The 21,373-nt window shown below is 65.7% G+C and carries 16 protein-coding genes and 1 riboswitch; of the genes, 9 read left to right on the top strand and 7 right to left on the bottom strand.

The window, feature by feature from the left end:
• Nucleotides 1–45 precede the first annotated feature (45 nt).
• Together E3T41_RS15150 and E3T41_RS15145 are read right to left on the bottom strand one after the other, a co-directional pair.
• Nucleotides 46–780, bottom strand: coding sequence for an MIP/aquaporin family protein (locus E3T41_RS15150; RefSeq protein WP_092448983.1), 735 nt, complete (start codon nt 778–780; stop codon nt 46–48).
• A 189-nt stretch (nt 781–969) separates the two neighbouring features.
• Nucleotides 970–2,712 (bottom strand): glycerol-3-phosphate dehydrogenase/oxidase, encoded by a 1,743-nt coding sequence (locus E3T41_RS15145; RefSeq protein ID WP_134479279.1) that lies wholly within the window; start codon nt 2,710–2,712, stop codon nt 970–972.
• Between the two features lie 111 nt (nt 2,713–2,823).
• Here E3T41_RS15145 and E3T41_RS15140 point away from each other — a divergent pair, with 111 nt between their 5' ends.
• From E3T41_RS15140 to E3T41_RS15110, 7 genes are all read left to right on the top strand, one after another.
• Nucleotides 2,824–3,798 carry a sugar-binding transcriptional regulator gene (locus tag E3T41_RS15140; RefSeq protein WP_255455294.1) on the top strand — a complete coding sequence of 325 codons (975 nt, stop codon included), beginning with the start codon at nt 2,824–2,826 and terminating at the stop codon, nt 3,796–3,798.
• 75 nt (nt 3,799–3,873) lie between these two features.
• Nucleotides 3,874–4,011, top strand: a riboswitch (FMN riboswitch).
• 87 nt (nt 4,012–4,098) lie between these two features.
• A complete protein-coding gene (gene ribD / locus E3T41_RS15135) occupies nt 4,099–5,130 on the top strand; it encodes a bifunctional diaminohydroxyphosphoribosylaminopyrimidine deaminase/5-amino-6-(5-phosphoribosylamino)uracil reductase RibD (RefSeq protein ID WP_241991197.1) in 1,032 nt (343 codons plus the stop codon).
• 7 nt (nt 5,131–5,137) lie between these two features.
• Complete coding sequence (locus E3T41_RS15130; RefSeq protein WP_092448930.1) at nt 5,138–5,788, top strand: riboflavin synthase; 651 nt, start codon at nt 5,138–5,140, stop codon at nt 5,786–5,788.
• Nucleotides 5,785–7,044, top strand: coding sequence for a GTP cyclohydrolase II (gene ribA, locus E3T41_RS15125; RefSeq protein WP_092448931.1), 1,260 nt, complete (start codon nt 5,785–5,787; stop codon nt 7,042–7,044). The genes E3T41_RS15130 and ribA overlap by 4 nt, the downstream gene beginning before the upstream one ends.
• A complete protein-coding gene (gene ribH, locus E3T41_RS15120) occupies nt 7,044–7,511 on the top strand; it encodes a 6,7-dimethyl-8-ribityllumazine synthase (RefSeq protein WP_092448932.1) in 468 nt (155 codons plus the stop codon). The genes ribA and ribH overlap by 1 nt, the downstream gene beginning before the upstream one ends.
• Nucleotides 7,512–7,545: 34 nt before the next feature.
• A complete protein-coding gene (locus E3T41_RS15115; RefSeq protein WP_092448933.1) occupies nt 7,546–7,902 on the top strand; it encodes a hypothetical protein in 357 nt (118 codons plus the stop codon).
• 205 nt (nt 7,903–8,107) lie between these two features.
• Nucleotides 8,108–9,460: an MFS transporter gene (locus E3T41_RS15110; RefSeq protein ID WP_198415525.1), complete on the top strand. Its 1,353-nt coding sequence runs from the start codon at nt 8,108–8,110 to the stop codon at nt 9,458–9,460.
• Nucleotides 9,461–9,514: 54 nt separating this feature from the next.
• On the opposite strand, the gene E3T41_RS15105 is transcribed toward E3T41_RS15110, so the two are convergent.
• Genes E3T41_RS15105 through E3T41_RS15095 form a run of 3 tightly spaced genes read right to left on the bottom strand, consistent with a single transcriptional unit; the run spans nt 9,515 to nt 12,191 of the window.
• The gene (locus E3T41_RS15105) at nt 9,515–10,357 is read right to left on the bottom strand and encodes an ABC transporter permease (protein WP_134479278.1); all 843 of its coding nucleotides are present in this window, start codon (nt 10,355–10,357) and stop codon (nt 9,515–9,517) included.
• Nucleotides 10,354–11,238 (bottom strand): ABC transporter permease, encoded by an 885-nt coding sequence (locus E3T41_RS15100; protein ID WP_134479277.1) that lies wholly within the window; start codon nt 11,236–11,238, stop codon nt 10,354–10,356. The genes E3T41_RS15105 and E3T41_RS15100 overlap by 4 nt, the downstream gene beginning before the upstream one ends.
• Complete coding sequence (locus tag E3T41_RS15095; protein ID WP_092448987.1) at nt 11,235–12,191, bottom strand: ABC transporter ATP-binding protein; 957 nt, start codon at nt 12,189–12,191, stop codon at nt 11,235–11,237. Before E3T41_RS15095 ends, E3T41_RS15100 begins: the two co-directional genes overlap by 4 nt.
• A gap of 68 nt (nt 12,192–12,259) precedes the next feature.
• Between E3T41_RS15095 and E3T41_RS15090 the strand changes: the two genes are divergently transcribed.
• Complete coding sequence (locus E3T41_RS15090) at nt 12,260–14,215, top strand: ABC transporter ATP-binding protein (protein ID WP_104133324.1); 1,956 nt, start codon at nt 12,260–12,262, stop codon at nt 14,213–14,215.
• A 67-nt stretch (nt 14,216–14,282) separates the two neighbouring features.
• On the opposite strand, the gene E3T41_RS18020 is transcribed toward E3T41_RS15090, so the two are convergent.
• Nucleotides 14,283–17,624 (bottom strand): glycoside hydrolase family 38 C-terminal domain-containing protein, encoded by a 3,342-nt coding sequence (locus E3T41_RS18020; RefSeq protein WP_166791587.1) that lies wholly within the window; start codon nt 17,622–17,624, stop codon nt 14,283–14,285.
• Nucleotides 17,625–17,837: 213 nt separating this feature from the next.
• Complete coding sequence (locus tag E3T41_RS15075) at nt 17,838–19,688, bottom strand: phosphoenolpyruvate carboxykinase (GTP) (protein WP_092448937.1); 1,851 nt, start codon at nt 19,686–19,688, stop codon at nt 17,838–17,840.
• Between the two features lie 189 nt (nt 19,689–19,877).
• Here E3T41_RS15075 and E3T41_RS15070 point away from each other — a divergent pair, with 189 nt between their 5' ends.
• Nucleotides 19,878–21,320: a helix-turn-helix domain-containing protein gene (locus E3T41_RS15070; protein ID WP_134479276.1), complete on the top strand. Its 1,443-nt coding sequence runs from the start codon at nt 19,878–19,880 to the stop codon at nt 21,318–21,320.
• Nucleotides 21,321–21,373 lie beyond the last annotated feature (53 nt).

Below are 21,373 nucleotides of genomic sequence, written 5' to 3'. Positions count from 1 at the left end.
GGATGAATCAGTTTAAAGCGGATGCTGCAGAATGCGTCGACAGGGTTAGCCCAGGATGGGCAGCAGCACACCAGAGGAGGCACCGGCGAGCACGCCGCCGATGATCGGGCCGACGACGGGTACCCAGGAATACGACCAGTCGCTTGAGCCCTTGCCCTTGATCGGCAGCAGGAAGTGCGCGATGCGGGGGCCGAGGTCACGCGCCGGGTTGATGGCGTAGCCGGTGGGCCCACCGAGCGAGGCGCCGATCGCGATCACGAGCAGGGCCACCGGCAGTGCTCCGAGGGCCGCGAGCCCGCCGCCGTCGCCGTTGCGGCCGAAGCCGATGACGACGAAAACCAGCACGAAGGTGCCGATGATTTCGGTGACCAGGTTCCAACCGTAGGAGCGGATGGCCGGCCCGGTCGAGAAGACACCGAGCTTGTTGGCGGCTTCCGGCTCCTGATCGAAGTGCTGCTTGTAGGCAAGCCAGACCACGACAGCACCGAGGATCGCGCCGATCATCTGCGCGCCGATATAGGTCATGATCGACACGAAGTTGACCGGAACGCCGGAGCCGAACGTGTCGGCGCCGCTCGCGACAAGGCCGAGCGTGACGGCCGGGTTCAGGTGCGCGCCCGAGTTGTACGCGGCGATGACACCGGCGTAGACCGCGAGGCCCCAGCCGATGGTGACCATGAGAAAACCGCCGCCAAAGCCCTTGTTCTTGGCGAGCGCGACGTTGGCGACCACGCCACAGCCGAGGAGTACGAGGATGGCCGTTCCCACGACCTCTGACATAAATACGACACCGAGATTGTCCACATTGACCTTTCAGATGGGGTGCTGCCGACTGACCTAATTGTCGAGTGCGACGGTCGTGCTGTTTGTTACCTGTGTAAAAACGTATCGGCGCCCGGCCCGGCGATGGTCGCTTTGAGCTGCACGTTTGTGCAGATTGTCGGCAATCGCCGGCCAGGGCCGAACGCGTCAGGCGACGCGAATGGGAGTTTGGTTGACCGGGGCCAGCGTGACCCCGTGCACGTCGCTCAGGATGCTGCGGGCCAGCTCGATCTCTTCGGCCAGCCGCCCAGCATCCCACCCCAAAACCGGGGCGACGACACCGCTGAGCTCCTCGATCAGCGGCGTGGTGACGTATCCGACGAAGGCCATGCTGGTGCGACGCAGCAGCACGTCGATCAGGCGCACGACACTCTCGGTTGAGGCCAAAAACTCGATCTCGCGCCGGCTATAGGCGGAGTTTTGTACGAGCGGGGCATCCGCTGGAGCGGTCGGGTCGGTGAGAAAGTCGATGACCTCGCTCGCGCGGGTGCCGTACCGGGCGAGCAGGGCTGCGGCGCGGTCTGCGCCCACTTCGTCACCGTGGGCGGTGACCCAGACCTGGTGGGCGGCATCCGTTGCAGGGAAGTTGCGTCCGCCGCCGATGGCCAGGCCCTCGGTGGAGACGGTGCGCGGCAGGCCGAGCAGCTTCAGGATGTCGGTACTCAGGTGCTCGGCCAGGGCGCGGAAGGTGGTCCATTTGCCGCCGACCAGGCTGAGCAGGGTGCCGTCTTCGGTACCGGCGCGGGGCAGCGGACGCGACTCGATGCGGTAGTCGCGGGAGACGAATCCGGGGGCTTCTTCGTCGTGGCGCGGGAGCGGGCGTACGCCGGCGAAGCGGAACACGATGTGCGAACGGTCGACCTTCACGGTTGGGAAAACGTGCGCGACCAGGTCGAAGAAGTAGTCGATCTCGTCTTCGGTGCAGCGAATCGGCTTGCTCATGTCGTGTTCGAGGTCGGTGGTGCCGACCAGAACGCGGCCCTTGAGCGGGTAGATCAGCACGATGCGGCCGTCTTCGTGTTCGAAGAAGATCTCGCGGCCACCGGTCGCCGCGAGCAGCTCCGGGTTGTCGAGGACGATATGGGAGCCCTTGGTGCCGCCCATGAACGTGCTCGGCTGCCCGAGAGCGGTGTTGGTCAGGTCGGTCCATGGCCCGCTCGTGTTGACGACGACATCTGCTGTGAAGGTGAACTCTTCGCCGGTGATGCTGTTGCGCAGCAGCACGCCGTTCTCACTCATGCCCGCGGCTTCGACGTAGTTGGCGGCGCGAGCATGCGGGCCAGCGTCGAGGCCGTCGCGCAGCACGTCGAGGGCGAGGCGCTCAGGGTCGTGCATCGCGGCGTCGTAGTACGTTGCCGTGTACTTGAGGCCGGGGTTCAGCAGCGGCAGAGCGGCGAGCGCCTGACCGCGACCCTTGAACTCGTGACGCGGCACCGAACCGCCGTCGCGGGAGAAGGCGTCGTAGATCATCATGCCGAGTTTGATCAGCAGGGCGCCACGCTCCACGTGCTTGGAACCCTGCTTGTGGGTGAGGAAACGCAGCGGCGCGGCCATCACTCCGGAGAAGGTGGAAAAGATGGGGATGGTGGTCTGCAGCGGCTTGACGTAGTGCGGCGCGATCTTGAGCAGGCCGTTGCGCTCGGTCACCGACTCCTTGACCAGGCGGAACTCGCCGTTTTCGAGATAACGCACCCCGCCGTGGATCATGTGCGAGCTCGCCGACGAGGCGCCGGAGACGAAGTCGTTCTTCTCGACGATGACCACGTCAACGCCCTGCAGGGCCAGATCGCGGAAGGTTGCGATGCCATTGATGCCGGCGCCGATAATGAGCACCTGGGCGTTGGGACGATCGTTGAGTGCCGACGAAGTTTGTGAGTTTAAGAACGACATTGTTGTCACCTCTGTCTGGGGCTTGCATTGCGACAAGCCATATGAATAGATACAGTCTGACAGTCCGACACAATTTCTCAACCGGATTGAACATACGTGCAAGGAGCCGTTGTGACCCTCGATATTGATCCCGTGCAGTCCGATCGCAGCCGCGACGCCCTCACCGCGGCGCACCTGTACTATCTGCAGGACCTCACCATGGATGCCATCGCTCGGGAGCTGCACACCTCCCGCTCCTCCGTCTCTCGCCTGCTCAGCCATGCTCGGGAGACCGGCTTGGTCGACATCCAAATCAAGTCGCCATTGGATGCCCCGAGTCACCTCGAGCAGCAGCTCGAGGCTCGATTTCGGATCGAAGCGCACGTCGTTCCGGTGCCAGACAGCGCGAGCGACGTCGATCGCCTAGAGCGCGTAGCCCTGTCTGTTGCACGGATTCTCGGTCAATACTTCGACTCGAACATGACCATGGGCATCGCCTGGGGCTCCACCATGAACGCGATCAGCCGACACGTGACGCCCAAACAAACCCACAACTCGCAGATCGTGCAGCTCAACGGTGCCGGAAACATGCGCACGACCGGCCTCGGCTACGCGAGTGAAATTCTCGGACGCTTCGGCACGGCGTTCGGCGCACACATTCAACAGTTTCCGGTGCCGGCGTTCTTCGACGACCCGGCCACCAAGAAGGCGCTGTGGCGGGAGCGCAGCATAAGCCGCCTGATCGACATGCAAGCCACCATGGATATCGCCCTGTTCGGCCTCGGCTCTCCGTTTTCCGGTGTGATCAGCCGTGTCTACGCCGGTGGCTACCTGGAAAAAGCCGAATTCGATGCACTCAGCGCCGCTCAGGTGGTCGGCGACGTGGCCACCGTGTTTTACCGCGCCGACGGTTCGACAGACGGCATTGCTCTGAACGAGCGTTCAACCGGCCCGGAATTCACCGTATTGCGCCGCACCCCGCGCCGCATCTGCGTCGTGGCCGGCCGCTCCAAGCTCGCGAGCCTGCGCGGGGCCCTCGCCGCCCGGCTGATCACCGACTTGTTCGTCGACGAAAGCACGGCCCGGGCCCTGGTCGAGGTCTCCTGAGCCCCTGACCGGAACAGCGGATGTCGCCGGGAATAGTACTGCGCGCGGACTGTTGCACTATAACTAGAAGTAGTACACGTGCTCCGGGGTCGGTGTGATTCCGAACCGGCGGTTAAAGTCCGCGACCCGTTAGCCCCTCGAGAGAGAGGCGAAACGGTTGAGCTGGTGAAACTCCAGCACCGACGGTCAAAGTCCGGACGGGAGGCGCACGAGTCGGTTGGCCCCTACGGTCGACCGGCGGGTTTGTGCAGGTCTGCACCCCCATACCCCCGGAGCTCGTCCAATACGGATGAGGGCGGGATGACCAACAACGCGGCAGTGCACACCCTGCACAGCGCCATGCGTCGCGCGCTCGAACTTGCCGCCCAGGGTCCGTCCACCGGCGTCAACCCCCGGGTCGGCTGCGTCATTGTGAACGCTGAGGGCGACACCCTCGCCGAAGGCTGGCACCGCGGAGCCGGCAGCAAGCACGCCGAGGTCGACGCGCTGTCCCAGCTCGCCCCCGGCGCTGCGCGCGGCAGCACCGTCGTGGTCACCCTGGAACCCTGTAACCATGTCGGCCGCACGGGACCCTGCGCCGAGGCCCTGATCGAGGCCGGCGTCGCTCGCGTCGTTTACTCGGTGACCGACTCCGGCGAACGTTCCTGCGGCGGAGCCGACCGGCTGCGCGCTGCCGGAGTCGACGTGCAGGGCAGCCTGCTCGTGGCGGAGGGCGAAGAATTCCTGGGCGACTGGCTCGTTGCCGCCCGCCTCGGGCGCCCGTTCGTCACGCTCAAGTGGGCGTCGAGCCTCGACGGTCGTGCGGCAGCGGCCGACGGCTCCAGCCGTTGGATCACCGGCGGCGCAGCCCGCGTCGACGTGCACCAACGGCGTGGTGCCGCCGCCGCGATCCTGGTCGGCACCGGGACCGTGCTCGCCGACGATCCGGCCCTGACCGCGCGCGACGCCGATGGCGCGCTGCTCAAGCAGCAACCGGTGCCCGTGGTGCTGGGCCGACGTCCGCTGCCGGCATCCACTGCCCTGATCAACCACCCGCAGTCACCGCTGTTTTTTGACGGACGCGACCTTCCCGGCGTTCTCGCCGACCTGCACGGCCGAGGTCTGCGCAGCGTGTTCATCGAGGGTGGACCGACCGTGGCGAGCGCCTTCGTCGCCGCCGGGCTGGTCGACGAATACCTCATCTACCTGGCTCCGACGCTCATCGGCGGCCCCCGGCTCGCCCTCACCGACATCGGTGTGGCCGCGATCGGTGAGCAGCGCCGCCTCGCCATTCTTTCCCTCGACCGCCTCGGTGACGATGTTCTCATCGTCGCCCGACCGCAGACTAACTAAGGAACCCATGTTCACCGGAATCATCGAGGAGCTCGGCCAAATCGTGCGCATCGAGCAGACAGCGGATGCCGCCCGCCTCACCATCCGCGGCCCGCTCGTGATCGACGGCGCGCTGCGAGGCGACTCCATCGCCGTGCAGGGCGTCTGTCTCACCGTGGTCGAGCGCACCGCCGAAACCTTCACCGCCGACGTGATGGCGCAGACCCTGTCGATGTCGACACTGTCCGCGGCCCTCGTCGGCTCCCCGGTCAACCTCGAACGCGCCGCCCTCGTCGGTGGACGCCTCGGCGGCCACATCGTGCAGGGCCACATTGACGGCACCAGCACGGTGCTTAGCCTCACGCCCGGTGATGCCTGGCGAGTGCTGCGGTTCAGCCTCAGCGCCGAACTCGCGCCGCTCGTCGTCGGCAAGGGTTCGATCGCCATCGACGGCGTCTCCCTCACGGTGAGCAACATCAGCCCCGCCACCGAGACGGATCAGTGGTTTGAGGTGTCGCTCATTCCCGAGACCCTCACGGTGACCACCCTCGGCGAGCGCGCCGTCGGCGACCGAGTCAACATTGAGACGGACATTCTGGCCCGCCACGTTGAACGGATGCTCGCCCTGACGGCGACCCACAATTCCCAGCACGTCACCACCCCAAGGAGCGCATCATGAGCCTCGCCGATATTCCCTCCGCACTCGACGCCCTACGCCTCGGTCGACCGGTCATCGTCGCCGACGACGAGGGCCGCGAAAACGAGGGAGACGTCATCATCTCGGCCCAGCTCGCCACGCAGGAATGGATCGCCTGGACCGTGCGCTACTCTTCCGGCTTCATCTGCGCGCCGATGACGAATGAGATCGCTGACCAGCTCGACCTGCCGGTGATGGTCTTGAACAACGAAGACCCGCTCGGTACCAACTACACCGTGAGCGTCGACGCGGCCGATCGGCTGTCGACCGGGATCAGCGCCGCCGACCGGGCCCACACCTTGCGAGTTCTGGCCGATCCGGCGTCGGCACCGGCCAGCCTGCACCGCCCCGGCCACATCCTGCCGCTGCGCGCCCGCGACGGCGGTGTGCGCGAGCGCAGCGGCCACACCGAAGCCGGCGTCGACCTGATGAAACTAGCCGGTCTGGTTCCGGTCGCGGCGATCGCTGAGATCGTCGCCGAAGACGGCGAGATGATGCGACTGCCCGGCCTGCTCGAACTCGGCGAGCGCGAGGGGCTGCACGTCATCACGATTAAAGACCTGATCAGCTACCTCGACGAGTTCCACCCCAACGCAGCGCTGCCGACGATCGCGCCACTGATCGAGGCGCCGCGGGTCGACTTCGAGGTGGAGACCACCGTCCCCACCCGGCACGGCCTCTTTCGGGTGCGCGCCTACCGAGACCGTTCCACCGGCGCCGACCACGTCGCCTTCGTCGCCGGCAACCCGGCCAATGGCGCCATCGTGCGGGTTCACTCCGAGTGCCTCACCGGCGAAGCGTTCGGCTCACTCAAGTGCGAGTGCGGACCACAGCTCGACGCCTCACTCGACATCATCCAGGAGGAAGGCGGCGTGGTCGTCTACCTGCGCGGCCAGGAGGGGCGCGGCATCGGCCTTATCAATAAGCTGCGCGCCTACGAGCTGCAGGAAGACGGCCTCGACACCCTCGACGCCAACGTGGCGCTGGGTCTGCCCGTCGATAGCCGCGAGTACGGCGCGGCCACCAGCATCCTGCACCAACTAGGGTTGAGTTCGGTGCGGCTGCTCACCAACAACCCCGAGAAGGTACGTCAACTCGAACTGCACGGCGTCGCTGTGACCGAGCGCGTGCCACTCGTCGTGGGGATCGGCGAATACAACGAGGAATACCTCGCCACCAAGCGCGACCGCATGGGGCACCACATCACCGACACCGAAATCATGAACGGAATCGCCTAATGGCCGGCACAGGACCCACCCTCAGCGTTGACGGCACCGGCTTGCGCGTCGTCATCGTCGCGGGCCTCTGGCACGACGTGATCACCGACGGCCTCATCGCCGGCGCAACCCGCGTGCTCGAAGCGAGCGGAGCCTCCTGGTCGCTCGTGCGCGTACCGGGCAGCTTCGAACTGCCCGTTGCCTGCAAGGTCGCGCTCGAAAACGGGGCCGACGCGGCCGTCGCCCTCGGCGTGATCATCCGGGGCGGCACTCCACACTTCGAGTTCGTCTCCAATGCGGCAACGGATGGTCTCACTCGCGTTGCGCTCGACACCGGCAAGCCCGTGGGCTTCGGCGTGCTGACCCTCGACGACGAACAGCAGGGCCTCGACCGGGCCGGACTGCCCGGATCGAAGGAAGACAAGGGCGAGGAGGCGGCATCCGCTGCCCTGGCCACCGCAATTCTGCTGCGCGAGCTGCGCAGCTAGCTTGTAGCGCATCGTCGTCACCTAGGCTGAACGCATGGACCTTCTGCGCAATATTCTGCTCATTCTGCACTTCGTCGGCCTCGCCTCGCTACTCGGCGGCTTTCTGGTGCAGATCAAGGCGATCATTGCCGGCAAGGGCACGATCGTCGCCGCCATGTTCCACGGTGCGCTGACCCAGCTGGTCACCGGCCTGCTCCTCGTCGGCGTCATCCAGGTGGGTACCCTCGGTCACATCGACAACACCAAAATCGGCATCAAGCTGCTCGTGCTCATCGTGATCACCGTGCTGGTCATCGTGAACCGCAAGAAGCCGAGCGTCTCATCGCTCGTGCTCTGGGCCATTGGAGCCCTCACCCTGGTCAACGTGGTCATCGCGGTACTCTGGAAATAGCTTTTTCTCCGCGAAAGTCGGCACACCAGTGCTTCACGCGTAGTATCCGCTGTCGCGCGTTGACCCAGACCCCCCGGGGGTAGGGTAATTGGTGACCTCTACACGCGGCCACACCATCATTCGTGCGTAAACGCTACCGCGGGAAGTCCGATCGACTTGCGGGTTTCGTTGGCGCTCAGCCATCCCACCGGAGCGTTCCACCCCCATGTCAACAACCACAGCGTCAATTCCGACGCCGACCACACCGCTCAATCCGAAGAGCCGCGTCATCATGGCGAGCCTCATCGGCACGACCATTGAGTTCTACGACTTCTACGTTTACGCCACCGCCGCCGTCCTCGTGTTTCCGCACCTGTTCTTTCCCACCGGCAACGAGACCACCGCGTTGCTCGCCTCCTTCGCCGTGTTCGGCGCCGCCATGGTCGCCCGCCCGATCGGCGCCCTGTTCTTCGGCCACTTCGGTGACCGCAAGGGACGCAAGGCCACCCTGGTCGGTGCACTGCTCACCATGGGCATCGCGACGTTTTTGATCGGCCTACTGCCGACCTACGACATGATCGGCTGGTGGGCACCGTTCATGCTCGTCATTCTGCGCCTGGCCCAGGGCTTCGCCCTCGGCGGGGAATGGAGCGGCGCTGCACTCGTGGCAACCGAAAACGCCCCGGTCGGCAAGCGTGCCTGGTACGGCACCTTCCCCCAGGTCGGCGCCCCGCTCGGCTTCATCATCGCCAACAGCCTATTTCTCGGCCTCGCGCTCGCACTGCCGTCGACCGACCCGACCCGCCCGTCCGAGGCATTCCTCGAATGGGCCTGGCGCATCCCCTTCCTGTTCTCGGCCGTCATGGTCATCGTCGGACTCTGGGTGCGTCTGCGCCTGGTCGAAAGCGAGGTCTTCACGAAGGTCGTCCAGGCCAAGCGTGTCGAGAAGCTGCCGCTCGCTGCGGTATTCAAGTCGAACTGGCGCGAACTCATCCTCGGCACGTTCATCATGCTCGCCACCTACGTGCTGTTCTACCTGATGACCACGTTCACTCTCAGTTACGGCCGTGCCGCAACGGATGCCGCACTGCCGGGGCTCGGATTCAGCTACAACACCTTCATCCTCATGATGATTCTCGGCGTGGTGTTCTTCGGAATTTTCACCCTCGCCTCCGGCCCGTGGGCCGACAAGCACGGGCGCCGCAAGACGCTCATCATCGTGACCATGTTCATCATCGTGTTCGGGTTTCTCTTCGTGCCCCTGCTCGGTGCCGGCGACCTCAGCGTCATGCTGTTCCTCATCGTCGGATTCTCACTCATGGGCATGACCTTCGGGCCGATGGGCGCGCTGCTGCCCGAGCTGTTCCCGACCAGCGTGCGCTACACCGGCTCCGCGTTCGCCTACAACATGAGCTCCATTCTCGGCGCGGCCGTCGCCCCGTTCATCGCCGTCTGGCTGTGGACAATCGGCGAGGGCAGCCCGTTCTGGGTCGGCATCTACCTCTCGATCATGGGCACCATCACCCTGATCGCGCTGATCCTGAGCCGCGAAACGAAGGACCTCGACCTGCACCGGTAGGTCCAGCCGCACCAGCATCCGCTCCCCCTTGCCGCTGGCGAGGGGGAGCGTTGTCTAAGTCAGGAACAGGGCTTTCAGGCGACGGGTGGTCATGACCACGCCGATCACGATCATGACGGCGTAGTAGAGCACGTGCCAGAGCAGGCCAGCATCCACCTGGCCGGTGGTCAGGCCGCGCACGAGCTCGACACCATGCCAGAGCGGCAGCGCCTGAATCACATACTGAACGCCCGGCGGATACACGCTCAGCGGGTAGAACGTGGCCGAGAACAAAAACATCGGTAGCAGCACGAAGGTGATCCAGTCCATCTGCTGGAACGTCTTCATATAACTGGTCACCGCCATGCCGACGGATGCGAATCCAAACGCGATCAGCAGCACCGCCGGCAGCGCGAGCAGCGCCCACCAGGACAGGTTCAGGCCGAGCGCCTGCATCACGAGCAGGAATCCGGTCGCGTAGAGCAGCCCCCGCGCCAGGGCGAGCGAGATCTCGCCGAAGGCCACGTCGAGCGGGCCAAGCGAGGTGGCCAGCATCCCCTCGTAGAGTTTGGCGAATTGCATCTTGAAGAAGACGTTCCAGGTCGAATCGTAGATGGCACCGTTCATCGCGGCGACGGCGAGCAGCGCCGGGGCGATGAAAGCGGCGTACGGCACGCTCTGGCCGCCGTCGGTCTGTACCTGGCCGATCAGCGCCCCCAGGCCGAGGCCCATCGACAGCAGGTAGAAGATCGGCTCGACCATTCCGCTGAGCACAACGAGCGAGTTGGTGCTGCGCGTCGCACGCCAGCCGCGCGCCATCACGCTGCGCGCATTACCGGCGTAATACTTACCGACACCACGGCTTCCGAACAGCCGTGGCGGGCGAGCAGCAGTGACGAGCGTCGACGAAAACCTCATTTGTTCAACCTCGCGGCCGTGAGGCGACGCGCCCAGATCCAGCCGACAGCGAGCAGGGCGGCCAGATAGAGCGCGTGCAGGACGCTCAGCCAGATCGGTTCCGGTCGGCCATAGGCGAAGACGCGGGACAGTTCGGTGCCGTGCCAGAGCGGTGAGATCCAGCCGAGCCACTGCAGGTAGGTCGGCAGCACGTCGAGCGGAAAGAACGTGCCGGAGAACAGCGTCATCGGCAGAATCACGAAGCGCTGCACCATGGCGAGCTGGCCGGTGTCGTCCTTGAGGGTGGCCGTGTACGCCATCAGGAGCGCGCCGAACGAGAGGCCGGTGAGTAGCGCCACGAGCACCGCCACGGCACCGAGCGGGCCAGGAACCGCACCAAAAATGAGCATGAAGACATAGAAGATGGCGCAGGTGAGCAGCATGCGTGCCGTTACCGAGATGACGATGCCGTTGATGATCTGACCGGGTTGAATCGAACTCGCGTTCATACCGAAGAAGGTCGGGTTCCATTTGAAGCCGAGCATGATCGGGTAGCTGAACTCCTCGGAGGCGACTGCAATCGCGCTGCTCGCGAGCAGCGCCGGTGCGAGAAATTCAAGGTAGCTGACCCCGTTGACGGCGTTGTCGCCGAGATTGCCGTCGACCAGGCTGGCCAGGCCAACGCCCATCGCGTAGAGGTAGACGAGCGAGCTGCCGATCGCGGTGAACAGCACCGTCTGCGCGTACGACCGCATGACCCGAAACCGGTGCTCGGCCACATACCAGGAGCCGTAGCGGCGGGTGCGGGCGGCCGAGACGACAGCCGCCGCGACTGCCTGCGAACGGATGCTGTCGGTCGCCCCGCCAGCATCCCGAGCGTTGTCGAAATCGCCCGCGCTCATTCGATCAGGTTTCGGCCGGTGAGACGGAGGAACACGTCCTCGAGGCTGGAACGGCGTACCAGGCTCGTGATCGGGTGCAGGCCGGCCGCGGTCATCCGCTCTAATTCTCGCTCGCCGCTATCGCTGTAGACCAGAATGCGGTCGGGCAGCACGTCGACCCGTTCGCCGAAACCGCTCCCGCCGAAGCTTTGAAGGCGGTCGGCGACCTCGGCATTCTGGGCTGAGCCGAAGCGCACCTCGAGGACCTCGCGGGAGGAATACCGGCGGATCAGGTCGGCCGGAGAACCCTCGGCCATGATGCGGCCCTTGTCGACGACGATGAGGCGGTCGCAGAGCTGCTCGGCTTCGTCCATGTAGTGGGTGGTGACGAGCAGCGTCGTGCCCTGTTCCTTGAGTCGAAACAGGCGGTCCCAGAGAATGTGGCGTGCCTGCGGGTCGAGTCCGGTGGTCGGCTCGTCGAGCAGCAGGATGCGCGGGTCGTTAATAAGCGCCCGGGCGATGGTGAGGCGCCGTTTCATGCCACCGGAGAGGTCGTCGACCTTGGCTGTGGCCTTGTCCTGGAGCTGGGCGAACTCGAGCAGTTCGTCGGCCCGGCGGGCGACTCGGGCGCGCGGCAGCCCGAAGTAGCGGCCGTAGACCAGCAGATTTTCCCGCACCTTCAGCTCGAGGTCGAGGTTATTCTCCTGCGGCACCACGCCGAGTTGGGAACGAATCTCGGGACCGTACCGGTTCGGGTCGAGGCCGAGCACCGTGAGGTCGCCACTCGTGCGGGTGGACACCGCGCCGATCAAGCGCATCGTCGTGGATTTTCCGGCGCCGTTGGGGCCGAGCAACCCGAAGGACTCCCCCGGGGCCACTTCGAAACTGATCCCGTCGACGGCGACGAAGTTTTTCGAGCCGTTGACGGAATAGCTCTTGACGAGATTTCGGGTGACAATGACAGGTTCCGGCACAGTGCCCCACTGTAGACCGATGGCGGGATTGCGGGGAGGCTCGGACGCCGAACGGTTAAGATGAATCAGTGACCACCGCAACCCGCACGCCCGATTCATCCGCTGCCCAGAAGGCCGTCAAGCCGCCGCGCGGCCGACGCGGCCGGCCAGCCCCGACCGGTCCGCGCGCGAAGTTCAGCCAGCTGCTGCCCTACCTCTTCGAGCACAAGAAGGTGCTCGGCGTCGTCATCGTCCTGAGCGTGCTCGGTGCGGCCGCGAGCCTGGCCCAGCCGCTGCTGGTGAGTCAGGTCATCACGATCGTGCAGGCCGGTGACCCGCTCGGTTCGCTGGTTGGAGTACTCATTGCGCTCGTGGTAATCTCGGGCCTGATCAGCGGGTACCAGCACTACCTGCTTCAGCGCACCGGTGAGGGAGTCGTGCTCTCCAGCCGCCGCAAGCTGGTCGGACGCCTGCTGCGCCTGCCGATCAGCGAATTCGATGCGCGCCGCACCGGCGACCTCGTCTCCCGCGTCGGCAGCGATACCACCCTGCTGCGCGCGGTGCTCACGCAGGGGTTGGTCGAAGCGATCGGCGGCTCGCTCACCTTCATCGGCGCGCTCGTGGCCATGCTCATTATCGACCCGGTTCTGCTCGGGCTGACCGTGCTCGTGATCGCGGTGTCGGTGGTCACCGTCACCCTGTTGTCCCGGCGCATCCGCACCGCGAGCCAGGCCGCGCAGGCGAAGGTCGGTGACCTCGCCGCGAGCGTCGAGCGTGCCATCAGTGCCATTCGCACCGTGCGCGCCGCGAACGCGACCGAGCGTGAGACGTCCGTGATCGAAGAAGATGCCCGCGGCGCCTGGCGCATGGGTATCAAGGTCGCCAAGATCAGTGCCCTCGTCGTGCCGATCGCCGGCATCGCCATGCAGGTGTCTTTCCTGGTCGTGCTGGGCGTCGGCGGTTTTCGCGTTGCGAGCGACGCCATCACCGTGGCCAACCTGGTCGCGTTCATTCTGTTCTTGTTCATGATGATCATGCCGCTCGGCCAGTTCTTCGGCGCGATCACCTCGGTCAACTCGGCTCTCGGAGCGCTCGGCCGCATCCAGGAGATCATCGACCTGCCCACCGAGGATCAATTCGACCGCGACATCGCGCCGCTCGCCATGACCGTCGGCGCCGCCAACGACAAAGTCAACCCGGAAGCCGCCGCGATCAGCTTCGAGAACGTGCACTTCGGCTACGCGGTGGCTCCGGCTGAGGTCGCCGCTGGTTCAGACGCTGCGCCGACAACGGATACTGCCGGCTCGGCCGAAACGGACGCTGATCTCGACGCCGATTCCATCGGGGAGTCTTCCCTGGGCCCGCGCCCGGTGCTCAAGGGAGTCTCGTTCAGCGCTCCGCGCGGGCTGCGCACCGCGCTCGTCGGGCCCAGCGGCGCTGGCAAGAGCACCATCCTCGCCCTGATCGAGCGGTTCTACGATGTCTCGGACGGCACCGTGCGGCTCGGTGGGCTGGATATTCGTTCGCTGGATCGCACCGCGCTGCGCGCGCAGATCGGCTACGTCGAGCAGGACGCCCCGGTCCTGGCCGGTTCGCTGCGCGACAATCTCACGCTCGCCACCCCCGATGCCACCGATGAGGACTGCATCAAGGTGCTGCAGGCGGTCAATCTGGGTGAAGTGCTCGACCGCGACCCAGCCGGGCTCGGCGCGGCGGTCGGCGAATCGGGTGTGAAACTCTCCGGCGGAGAACGCCAGCGGCTCGCAATCGCCCGGGCGCTGCTCGCGGCCCCGCCGATTCTTCTGCTCGATGAATCTACTTCCAGCCTCGACGGCAAGAACGAGCAGATGATGCGCGAAGCCATCGACGCCGTCGCGGTGGACCGCACGCTCATCGTGATCGCGCACCGCCTGTCCACCGTGGTCGACAGCGACCAAATCGTGGTGCTCGACCACGGCGAGGTCGTCGGCGTCGGCACCCACTCCGAACTCGTCGTCTCCACCCCGCTGTACCGCGACCTGGCCAAGCACCAGCTGCTGGTCTAACACCCCGCGAGAGCGCAAAAAGTGCCCGATTGGAACTCTCAATCGGGCACTTTTTGCGCTCTCGCGTTCAATGGATGGAAGGGTAGCGCAGCGTCACGAGCTGGAAGGGGCGCAATTCCAGGGTCAGGACGGCGTCATCCGTCGCAATGATGGCGGCCGGTGCGACTGGGCGCTCGAGCAGGTCCGTCTCGTGTGCTTCGGCTGCGGCGAATGAGCGGATGACCCGGGCCCGGGACCGGGTCCCGTGCGCCTCGTAGATCCGCACGATCACGTCGCCACTGCCGTCTTCGGCGAGCTTGACCGCCTCGATGACCACGGCAGGGTTGTCGACCGTGAAGAGCGGCTCGATCGGCGTAGGGCCGATGCCCGCGACGGTGCGCAGCGGTAGGTTCAGCCGGTAGCCCTCATATACCGCGTCGGGAATACTCGCGCCGACGCGGAGGGCGACGCGGAATTCGTGCTCGCCCTGATCGGCGGTCGGGTCGGGATAGACGGCGGCCCGTAGCAGAGTCAGTGCAACGGTAGTGCCGATGCGGGCCGCCGCTGCGGGCGGGGCCGTATCCGTCACCCGGTCGGGGCTGGCGGTGCTGCCGACGCGGACTTCTCCGTCACGGCTGGAACCCTGGCTGACGCTGGCATCCTCGCCGGGGCTGGAATACCCAGCTGCGTTCGCGTCCTGCCCGGTGCCGGGGTCACGCCGTGGAGCATCCGTTTCGCCTGGAGCAAACGCGGTGCGGATGATCGCGTGGCCATAGGTGGAGTCGTTGGCAACCGCGACGCCGAAACCCGGTTCGCCGACGTGGACCCAGCGGTGGGCGACGGTTTCGAAACGGGCAGTATCCCAGGAGGTGTTCGCATGCGTCGGGCGGAATATGTGCCCGAACTGGATCTCGGAGGAGGCCCGGTCAGCCTTGACGTCGAGCGGAAAGTTCAGTCGCAGCAGCTTCTGCCGCTCATGCCAGTCGATTTTGACGTGCAGGTCGATCGCGCTTGAATCCGACGCGAGAGTCACATCTTCGACGACCGAAGACTCGCCAAATCGTCGTGTGACGCGCACGCCGACCTGGCCGACCGGACGCTGGTCGAGCTGCTCAACCGAGTCGGCATCGGTGAGTGCCTCGAACAGGCGCGCGTGCGGGGTGTCGATGTCCCAGGCATCCCACTGAGTGGGGGTGTCCCGGTGCAGGGTGAGCAGGTTGGCTCGCGCTCCGGCCGGCACGACCTGGCGGTCAACGTGCCGATCGTAAACCGAGGTGAACAGTCCGTCGTCGTCGATCGTGACGGAGACGTGCTCGTTCGTCAGGACCCAGCCGGCCGGAGTGCGTGAGATTATGGCCCCGGCGTGCGCGGCGGCAGCGTCCCCCACCGCAGTCGCGGAAGCGCGCACGGGAGCAGTCTCCCCAGCATCCCGGCCCGTACCCTCCGCGCTCGTCGCCTCGTCACCCGCAGCACCGGCGGCGAGAGCATCGACACCCTGAGTATCGGCGCTCGCGCTGCCGCCGAGCGCCGGCACGCCCGCCCGCGCATAGGGCCCCGCATTGAGCACGACCGCGCCATCGCCCGGCCCGACGAGCGCACGAACGGATGCCACAATCACCCCATCGAGCACGCCAGCGACCCGCACATACTCGCGCTCGGCCTGCGCGTGCACCCAAGCGATCGATGACCCCGGAAGGATGTCGTGAAATTGTTGCAGCAACACCGTCTGCCACGCGTTCTCGAGTGCCGCCCGCGGATACTGCGCCCCCACGCGCACGGCGGCCGTCGTCGCCCACAGTTCCGCCTCCCGCAGCAGGTGCTCGCAGCGCCGATTCCCCTGCTTGGTGCGAGCCTGGGAGGTGAGCGTGCCGCGGTGAAACTCCAGATACAACTCGCCCGACCACACCGGCGGCGCCGCATACTCGGCCTCCGCCGCTTCAAAGAACCGCCGCGGGCTGGACAGTTCGACCGTCGGCGATCCCTCAAGCGACGCGGTACGGTGGGCAGCGGCGATCATCTCCTCGGTCGGACCGCCGCCACCGTCGCCCCAACCGAACGGCACGAGCGAGGTATTGGCCACGCCCTTCTCCGCGAACAACCGCTCGGCCCTGGCCAGTTCCAGACCGGAGAGCTGCGCGTTGTACTCGGCAACCGGTGGAAAGTGCGTGAAGACGCGGCTGCCGTCGAGCCCCTCCCAGAGAAAGCTGTGGTGCGGAAACAGATTCGTGTCGTTCCAGGACAGCTTCTGGGTGAGAAACCAGCGACTGCCGGCGGCACACACGATTTGAGGAAGTGCCGCGGAGTAGCCGAACGAGTCGGGCAGCCAGACTTCGAGCGGTTCCACCCCGAACTCGCGCAGAAAGAACCCCTTGCCGGCCACGAATTGCCGGGCCAGGGCCTCGCCGCCGGGCATATTCGTGTCGGATTCAACCCACATCCCTCCGACCGGAACGAAGTTGCCGGCCGCGACGGCTTTACGCACGCGTTCGAACAGCTCCGGGTAGAACTGCTGGAGCCAGGCATACTGCTGCGCCGACGAGGCCGCGAACACAAAGTCGGGGTGCCGGTCGATCAGGTCGAGCACGTTGGACCAGGTGCGTGCGACCTTGCGCACGGTCTCACGTACCGGCCAGAGCCACGCGCTGTCGATGTGCGCGTGGCCAACCGCGTGCACCCGGTGCGCGCTGGCGTTGGCTGGGCTGGCGAGCACCGGAGCCAGGGCGGCGCGTCCGGCTTCCGCGGTGCCGCCCACATCGTTGGGGTCGAGCAGATCGAGGCAGCGTTCCAGGGCGCGTAGAATGTTCGCCCGCCGCGGCGATGCGGCCGAAAGCTCGCGGCGCAGTCCGTCGAGTGTGAACACGTCCTGGGCGAGCTGCCAGACCTGCGTGTCGCGCTGGGCGACATCCGCTTGGCGAAGCAGGTAGAGCGGTGTGCTGCCGGCGGTGCCAAGATCGCCGAGCAGGGTGGGAGTGAAGCTGAAGTCGGCGGCGATATTAGGGTTGGCGGCGGCCTCGATATAGAGGTCAATGGTGTCGCCGACCACCGTCACGGTGCGATTTAACGATTCCACGCCCTTGAGGACCCGGCCATTCGAGCTATAGGCGGTGCCCTCGGCCTGGAAGCCCGGCACAGCGACGGTGAACCCGAGGTCGACGACGACCTCGATGCGGGTATCGGCCAGGCCGGCCCATTTGGACGGTACCACTCCGGTGAGATGAAACCAGACAGTGCCCCACGGCCTTCCCCACGACTCGCCGACGACGAATGGTTCAAACGGATGCGAGACCGCCTCGGCAAACGAGACCGGCTCCCCCGGCGCGACCCAGGCGGTGACCGTGAGCGGCGCGGTGGCCCGGTAGATCGCTGGCTGCAACCGTTCGCGAACAAAACGGTTCAGCCGGGCCTCGACCAGTGCGCTGTCGTCATGCATGCTGGCATCCTACGACCGCCGCGCGCGGGCCGTTCGGCCGGTTCCCGGCGGGTTCCTGCGCGATGCCGGTCTATGAGGCCCTGGGCCCACCTTGTGACACCCGGCCCACGATAGATCATGGGCCCGCTTTCCGGGCCCGGAAAGTAATGCACGCACGGGAGGAACACGAACGGCCCCGCCACCTGCGTGACGGGGTCGTTCGCACTGCAGGAACTAGTCCTTGAGGTGGTAGCGCACGCTTGCGAGTTCGGCGCGCAGTGCCGGCGGAACCTTGTCGCCGAACTTGTCGAAGTATTCCTCGGTCAGGTCGCACTCGGCGAGCCAGCTGGTCTGGTCGATCGCAAACAGCTGGTCAACGGATTCCTTGGACAGGTCGAGACCGTCCAGGTTCAGCGCACCTTCGGCCGGCAGCAGTCCGATCGGGGTGTCGACGGCGTCGGCGCTGCCCTCGATGCGACGAATCATCCATTCGAGAACCCGCGAGTTCTCGCCGAATCCGGGCCAGATGAAGTCGCCGTCCGGGCCCTTGCGGAACCAGTTCACCTGGAAGATCGCCGGGGCGTTGGTGCCGAGTTCCTTGCCGACCTTGAGCCAGTGGCCCCAGTAGTCGGCCATGTTGTAGCCGCAGAACGGCAGCATCGCGAACGGGTCCCGACGCAGCTCGCCGACGATGCCGTCAGCGGCCGCGGTCTTCTCGGAGGAGATCGTCGCTCCCATGAAGACGCCGTGCTTCCAACTGCGGGCCTGGGCGACCAGCGGAACGTTGGTCGCGCGACGGCCGCCGAAGACGATGGCGTCGATCGGCACGCCGCCGGCCGCTTCCCAGTCGTCGGCGATCGACGGGCACTGGGCGGCCGCAACGGTGAAGCGCGAGTTCGGGTGGGCGGCGGTTCGACCGGAGTCGGGCGTCCAGTCCTTACCCTGCCAGTCGATCAGGTGATCGGGAGCCTTGTCGGTGAGCCCTTCCCACCAGACATCTCCGTCGTCACGCAGGGCGACGTTGGTGAAGATCGTGTTGCCCCACATGGTGGAGACGGCGGTCGGGTTGGTGGTTTCACCGGTTCCGGGGGCGACTCCGAAGAAGCCGGCTTCCGGGTTGATCGCCCAGAGGCGTCCGTCTTCGCCCTGGCGCAGCCACGCGATGTCGTCGCCGATGGTCTCGACCTTCCATCCGGGAATGGTCGGGCGCAGCATCGACAGGTTCGTCTTGCCACAGGCGGAGGGGAAGGCAGCGGCCACGTGGAACACGCCACCCTCGGGTGAGATCAGCTTGATGATCAGCATGTGCTCGGCCAGCCAGCCCTGATCGCGGCCCATCACCGACGCGATGCGCAGCGCAAAGGACTTCTTGGAGAGCAGGGCGTTTCCGCCGTAGCCGGAGCCGTAGGACCAGACCTCGCGGGTATCGGGGAACTGCACGATGTACTTGTCATCGTTGCAGGGCCATTCCACATCGGGACGGGTGATTCCCGATGCGTCGACGAGCGGGTACCCGACGCTGTGCACGGTGTGCACCCACGGGTCGCCGGCTTCGATCATAGTCAGCACGGTCTCGCCCATCCGCGTCATAATGCCCATGTTGAGCACGACATAGGGGGAATCGGTGATCTCAACGCCCAGCTGCGAGATGGGTCCGCCGAGCGGGCCCATCGAGAACGGCACGATGTACATTGTCCGACCGCGCATGCTGCCGGCGAAGACACCACGCAGTTCGGCGCGCATCTTGACCGGTGCGGCCCAGTTATTGGTGGGGCCGGCATCCGCTTCATCGTTGGAGCAGATGAAGGTGCGGTTTTCGACGCGGGCAACGTCTTTCGGGTTGGTGCGGGCGAGAAAGCTGTTGGGGCGCCATTCCGGGTTTAGGCGGATGAGCTGGCCGGAGGCGACGAGCAGTTTGGAGAGCTCGTTGGCCTCGCGCTTGGAGCCGTCGCACCAGACGATCGCGTCGGGCTCGGTCAGGCGGGCAATCTCATCAACCCAGGCCTGCAGGTTGGGGTCGGTGCTGCCCGTGCGCGTCGGGTACGAATCCCCGTTGGTCTGGAGGGAAGATTTGGTGAGAGTCATATGCTGGCCTTTCCGGTCGCCGGGTATCGAGAAAAAGTTGCGAAGTGGTCAAAAACGTCGGGCCCCGTTGCTGTCAGACGCTCTGCAAAACCATAATTTCGTCTTACACACCAACAATGGCCCTGCTTTGAGCCCCAAACCTGCAATATTGCTACTTAAGAAATGTAGTTCTTTAGATATCGTTAAGGAATGTCGCCTCAAGCCTCCGATCTGATCCTGCTCGGCCATCGCATCCGTCACTTTCGGGGGGAGCGCGGTCTCACCCTCGACCAACTGGGTGCGCTCGTTCACCTCGCCGGCAGTCAGCTGTCGCTGATCGAGAACGGCCGTCGCGAGCCGAAGCTGTCGACCCTGCAGGATCTCGCGACGGCCCTCGCTGTAGACCTGGCCGAGCTGCTGCGCCGCGAAGCTCCAAACAATCGGGCGGCGCTCGAGATCGAACTGGACCGTGCCCAGAAAAATCCGCTCTACGGGGCGCTCGGCCTGCCCGTCGTAAAAGTCACTAAGGGGATGCCGCTGCCCGCCATCGAATCGTTGCTCGGCCTGCACCGGGAGCTGTCCCGCCGGGCCAGCGAAGCCATCGCGACGCCGGAAGAGGCGCGGCGAGCCAACACCGAACTGCGCGAGCGGATGCGGGAACAGAGCAACTATTTGCCGGCCATCGAGGAACTGGTCGAGGAACGGGTGCGCGCGAGCGGCCACGTCTCGGGCGCACTCACCCACCGCGAGGTCAGCGTCATGGCCGATCAGCTCGGATTCAGCCTGATCTACGTGAACGATCTGCCCAACTCCACCCGCTCGGTGACAGACCTGGCCAATGGGCGCATCTACCTGCCGCCCGCGTCGATTCCCGGCGGGCACGGCCTGCGGTCGATGGCCCTGCAGGCGATGGGGCACCGGCTGCTCGGGCACGAACGGCCCGGCAGCTACGCGGAGTTCCTCTGGCAGCGGCTCGAGATCAACTACTTCGCGGCGGCCTGTTTGATGCCGCGCGAGGCATCCGTCGCCTTTCTGTCGAATGCCAAGCAGGAGCGCGAGCTGTCGGTGGAGGACTTTCGCGACACCTTCGGCGTGACCCATGAGGCTGCAGCGTTGCGACTGACCAACCTCGCCACCTCGCACCTCGATATGACCCTGCACTTTCTGCGCGTCAACGGCGACGGCGCTCTGCAGAAGGGGTACGAGAACGACGATCTGCCGTTTCCGGTGGACGTGACCGGGTCGATCGAGGGCCAGTACGTCTGCAAGCAGTGGAGCGCCCGCAGCGCCTTCACCCACACCAACCGCACCACCGAGTACTACCAGTACACCGACACCCCGGCCGGTACGTTTTGGTCGGCGACGCAGACCGGGTCAACGGATGCCGGTGAGTTTTCGATCAGCGTCGGCGTGCCGTTTGCGCAGGCGAAGTGGTTTCGCGGGCGGGAGACCACGCAGCGTACGGTGTCGCGCTGTCCCGATGAGTCGTGCTGTCGTCGGCCGAACTCGGATGCGGCCGCACGTTGGGCCGGCCGGGCCTGGCCGAGCGCCCGGCTGCACGCACACGTGCTGTCGCCGCTGCCGTCCGGCACGTTTCCCGGGGTCGACGACTCCGAGGTCTATGCGTTTTTGGAGGCGCACGCGGCAAAGTAGCCGGATTATGTAGATTGGGATCAGGTTTGATCGCTAATAATACCCAGGAGACC

The sequence above is a fragment of the Cryobacterium sp. Hh38 genome, from assembly GCF_004403235.1.
GTDB classification, from domain to species: Bacteria; Actinomycetota; Actinomycetes; order Actinomycetales; family Microbacteriaceae; genus Cryobacterium; species Cryobacterium levicorallinum.
The sequence above is the reverse complement of the archived record's forward strand: the minus strand, read 5'-3'. Positions and strand labels throughout refer to the sequence as shown.